Raw genomic sequence first — 4,003 nt, 5'->3', positions numbered from 1 at the left:
GGCAGGGGCACAAGTGCGACCGTCGTCACGCTGCAAGCGTGCCTCTGGCACGACGTGTGCGCCGCTTGATGCGTCTGATGCGCGTTCGTCGGGAAAACAGCGCCCCACGCTGTTTTCTTGCCCTCCTCACTCCGGATGGAGCGCGGGTTCCTGTATCTGGTGGCCATCATGGACTGGCACAGCCGCAAGGTGTTCGATGGGCTTACGCGGCCCCACCGGGGCCACGATCCCATCTCACCCTGGCGGCTGTCGAACACGCTCGAGGCGGACTTCTGTGTCGCGGCCCTGAAAGAGGCGCTGGCCGAATGCGGCCCGCCAGAGATATTCAACACCGATCAGGGGTCGCAGTTCACTGGTAGCGACTGGATTGATGAGTTCAAGGAGGTCAAGGTGCAGATATCGATGGATGGCAAGGGACGCTGGATCGACAACCGCATGATAGAGCGGCTCTGGCGGTCGCTGAAATACGAATGCGTTTACCTGCGCGCCTTCGAAACCGGGTCACAAGCACGGGAGGGGATTGGCCAATGGCTGGCCTATTACAACGCCGAGAGGCCCTATTCGACCCATGGCATCTTGACCCCCGACGAGGTCCATGCCAGCAAAACCGAACCCATGAGAATGGCAGCCTGATGTGAAACCCTGATCCACCTTAACAGGGCTGCAAACTGGTCGAAAAAGCAGGGCCACCTCTGCTCTCTCCTTCTGTGATGTCTTCAGCAAACATCACATTGCCACATTGTGATGCCGTCGGGACGGCGCATCCATGCCATCAACAGAGCCGAGTGGGGTCATCGCGAACCCGCCAGGGCCGAGGAACACCGAGTAGTTCTTGGCATGCCCGTTGATGGCGGCGACGACCCAGTTCACGATCTGCGCCTTGAGGAACAGAAGCTGATCAGCCGCACGTACGTGCGAGCCTTCGAGCAGACGCAGCCCATCTTGGTCTTCGCCAAGCTCAAGGCCCTCGTCGGACGCGCCGCCGCCCGATGCGCCGAAAGCATCTGCACCGCCATCGCCTCGGCCCTGACCGTCTTCATCCCACAGGAATGTGTTCGCTATCTCCGGCACTCAGGGTATGCTTCAACTTGATCGGAAACGTCTCTAAGAAGCCCGTAAACCTGCTGATACGCTATTTCGCGCGCCATCTTCTTCTGGACTTCGGCGGAATCATCGGCGCGTGGACGATACCAAACTGCCATCCAGTTCACGGCGCCAAGGATACCTTTAGCGCAGAGCGATAGATCACGGATTGCCAGGTTACCATCCTCCTGACCTTGCCGCAGGACATCCACAAACAGTTCCTCGAACTGCTTACGCACAGCCATCAGTTCATCCAGTATGCGGCGCTGCTCTGGGGTCGTCGCACCCAGCCGATGCATTTGCACCCCCTGCACAACAACGGACTCATAGGCAATATTCTGCATCATGGTGAGCGCGTGAGCTTCAACCATCGCCAGAAGTTTACCGGTGCCGCAATGGTTGGATTTCATCGCCGCTTTGACTGCTTTCATCAGTCGATCCATCCCTTCGCGGTGCACATCGAAGAAAAGGTTCGCCTTGGAGGAGTAGTAATAGTAGATTCGCCCTTTCGTTGCCCCCAGCCTCCGGGCGACATCGTCGATGCTGGTGCCTTGGAACCCCATCTCCATGAAGCACTGGGCTGCACAATCGAGGATCTCGACAACACTCTCGACAGGTTCGTTACTCTCCTCGATGCCGCGTGCTTTCGCGCCCCTGCCCCGGTTGGGTATTGGCCTTGGCATCTGTGGTTCCTTCCTGCAATACGCTTCTGTTTGCCATCGGTTCGCTGAGAGGCGACGCCCAGCCGAACGATACGCCTGTCAACTTTGTCCCAGAAAAATGGACTGGACAACACGAACAATAAAATACTACTCAGTATGTTGTAAATCCATATTCCAACCGGAGCCCCATGACCCTTGATCATGCAAGTGCAATCCTGACATCCGAATGGCATCTCATCGACCAGCCTATGGTCGATCAATTTGCCGATGCCATTGACGATCATCAGTTCATCCACACCGATCCCGTTCGTGCGAAAGCGGAAACCAGCTTTGGCGGATGCATCGTGCACGGCTTCTACCTGTTGGCGCTGTTGACCCGGCTCAGCCAACAGGCGTTGCCGACCACATCCCCTGGCACCGTGGAAATCAACTACGGCTTCGATAAGGTGCGCTTTCTCAATCCGGTTCCCGTGAGTTCGCATGTGCGCGGTCACTTTACGTTGCTTGACAGCAACGCAAAAGGCACTGCCACGCTGAAACGCTATTCAGTTGAACTGGAGATCCACGGCACCAGCCGCCCGGCTTTGGTGGCCGAATGGCTGGTAATGTTGGACTATCCACAACCTTTGAAAGGGAATCCATGACAGTTTCATTCGAGGGGCAGGTCGCTATTGTCACTGGTGCAGGCGGCGGACTCGGGCGGGCACATGCCCTCTTGCTGGCACAACGCGGTGCGTCGGTGGTGATTAATGATTTCGGCGGCGCACGTGACGGCAGCGGTGGCAACACCCGGGCGGCAGAGGCTGTTGTTGCCGAAATCACCGCAGCCGGAGGACGAGCGATTGCCAATAATGGCAATGTGGCGGTCGAGACGGATATGCACGCTCTCGTCGAGCAAACGCTGGAAGCCTATGGCCGCATCGATGTACTGATCAACAATGCCGGCATACTGCGCGACAGATCCTTCGCTAAGATGACGATGGAGGATTTCTGTGACGTCGTCGAAGTGCATCTGACAGGCAGCGCGAACGCCACAAAGGCCGTTTGGGCTGTGATGCGTGAGCAGAGCTATGGCCGCATCCTGATGACGTCTTCCACCTCGGGCAGCTATGGCAATTTCGGTCAGGCCAATTACGGCGCGGCCAAGATGGGGGTGCTGGGGCTGATGAACGTGCTACATGCCGAGGGCTCAAAATACGGCATTCATGTCAATGCCATCCTGCCCACCGCCGCCACGCGAATGACGGATGACATGATGCCTTCCGACGTACTCGAACTCCTGTCTCCCGATCTGGTAGCACCCGCTGCCGTCTGGCTGGTTAGCCGCGATGCCCCCTCGCGCACCGCTTTTCTGGCCGGAGCAGGAACAGTCGCGCGGTTGGCAATTGTCGAAAGCGAGGGCGTGTATATTGCTGCTAAGGACATGACACCCGAGGCTATCGGCGCACGTTTCGCCCAGATTGAATCGATTGATACATCTCTGGAACTCGCCACCGGGCTGGCCCATGTTGACCGCATACTTGAGCGCGCACGTGCAGCGCAGGCAACTGACGGGGCAACGATCCGTGAGTGAACGGCTTGACGCACTAACCCTGAACGCGTTTCCGCATGTTGTGGATACGCTGCTTCAGTGGTCCGATTCCGACGTATACGGGCACCTGAACAACGTGGCTTATCTCGCCTATTTCGATACCGCTCTGAATGTGGCATTGGTCGAGCTTGAAGCCCTTGATATCTCACCGCAGGGTGAGGGATTGATCGGGCTTGTAGCGCAAAGCAACGCGCATTATTTTTCGGAAGTGACATTTCCTTCACGCTTGCGCGTTGGTGTGCGTGTTGAAGCGATCGGTCGGACCAGCCTTACTTGGGGGTTTGGTCTGTTCTCCCGCGAAAACCTTATTTGCGCGGCGCGTGGGACATTCGTGCATGTCTACGTTGATCGCCAGACCCGTCGGCCACAGCCGCTTAGCCCGGCGTTGTTGAGCTGTGCCACAGCGCTGTTTATGGACCCGACGCAAGACGGGAGATTTAGCGCCTGAACACCCGCTAATATGAAAGGGTCGGTTACCTGCCCCCTTCGTCAACGCAGCCCTAACAGACCGCTGAAAATGTCCTGTCTCCACAGCGGTTCGAGACAGTGATTCCCCCCTTCGAAGGGCAATGGAGCTATGCCCGAAAGTTGGTGACTGCGTGATCAGGCGGCAGTTTGAAGTTGCTTGATCCCGTCCTTGAAGGCAATCCCTTGGATGATCTCGGGT

5 protein-coding genes and 1 pseudogene are annotated in these 4,003 nt (G+C 57.5%); 4 read left to right on the top strand and 2 right to left on the bottom strand.

From position 1 onward, the window contains the following. Nucleotides 1-129 precede the first annotated feature (129 nt). Nucleotides 130-633: pseudogene (locus ABIE58_RS20020) on the top strand (transposase); the annotation flags it as partial. A gap of 93 nt (nucleotides 634-726) precedes the next feature. Here ABIE58_RS20020 and ABIE58_RS20015 read toward each other — a convergent pair. Further along, nucleotides 727-1,071 carry a hypothetical protein gene (locus ABIE58_RS20015; RefSeq protein WP_354546379.1) on the bottom strand — a complete coding sequence of 115 codons (345 nt, stop codon included), beginning with the start codon at nucleotides 1,069-1,071 and terminating at the stop codon, nucleotides 727-729. Then, complete coding sequence (locus ABIE58_RS20010) at nucleotides 1,059-1,766, bottom strand: TetR/AcrR family transcriptional regulator (protein WP_354546378.1); 708 nt, start codon at nucleotides 1,764-1,766, stop codon at nucleotides 1,059-1,061. The genes ABIE58_RS20015 and ABIE58_RS20010 overlap by 13 nt, the downstream gene beginning before the upstream one ends. A 167-nt stretch (nucleotides 1,767-1,933) precedes the next feature. Between ABIE58_RS20010 and ABIE58_RS20005 the strand changes: the two genes are divergently transcribed. From ABIE58_RS20005 to ABIE58_RS19995, 3 genes are read left to right on the top strand one after another with little or no spacing between them, the layout of a single operon-like run. Continuing rightward, nucleotides 1,934-2,389 carry a MaoC family dehydratase gene (locus ABIE58_RS20005; protein WP_354546377.1) on the top strand — a complete coding sequence of 152 codons (456 nt, stop codon included), beginning with the start codon at nucleotides 1,934-1,936 and terminating at the stop codon, nucleotides 2,387-2,389. Next, the gene (locus ABIE58_RS20000) at nucleotides 2,386-3,318 is read left to right on the top strand and encodes an SDR family NAD(P)-dependent oxidoreductase (protein ID WP_354546376.1); all 933 of its coding nucleotides are present in this window, start codon (nucleotides 2,386-2,388) and stop codon (nucleotides 3,316-3,318) included. The genes ABIE58_RS20005 and ABIE58_RS20000 overlap by 4 nt, the downstream gene beginning before the upstream one ends. Further along, on the top strand, nucleotides 3,311-3,784 hold the full coding sequence (locus ABIE58_RS19995) for an acyl-CoA thioesterase (RefSeq protein ID WP_354546375.1): 474 nt from the start codon (nucleotides 3,311-3,313) through the stop codon (nucleotides 3,782-3,784). Before ABIE58_RS20000 ends, ABIE58_RS19995 begins: the two co-directional genes overlap by 8 nt. Nucleotides 3,785-4,003: the final 219 nt, after the last annotated feature.

The sequence above is a fragment of the Roseovarius sp. MBR-78 genome (assembly GCF_040547535.1).
GTDB lineage: Bacteria > Pseudomonadota > Alphaproteobacteria > Rhodobacterales > Rhodobacteraceae > Roseovarius.
The sequence above is the reverse complement of the archived record's forward strand: the minus strand, read 5'-3'. Positions and strand labels throughout refer to the sequence as shown.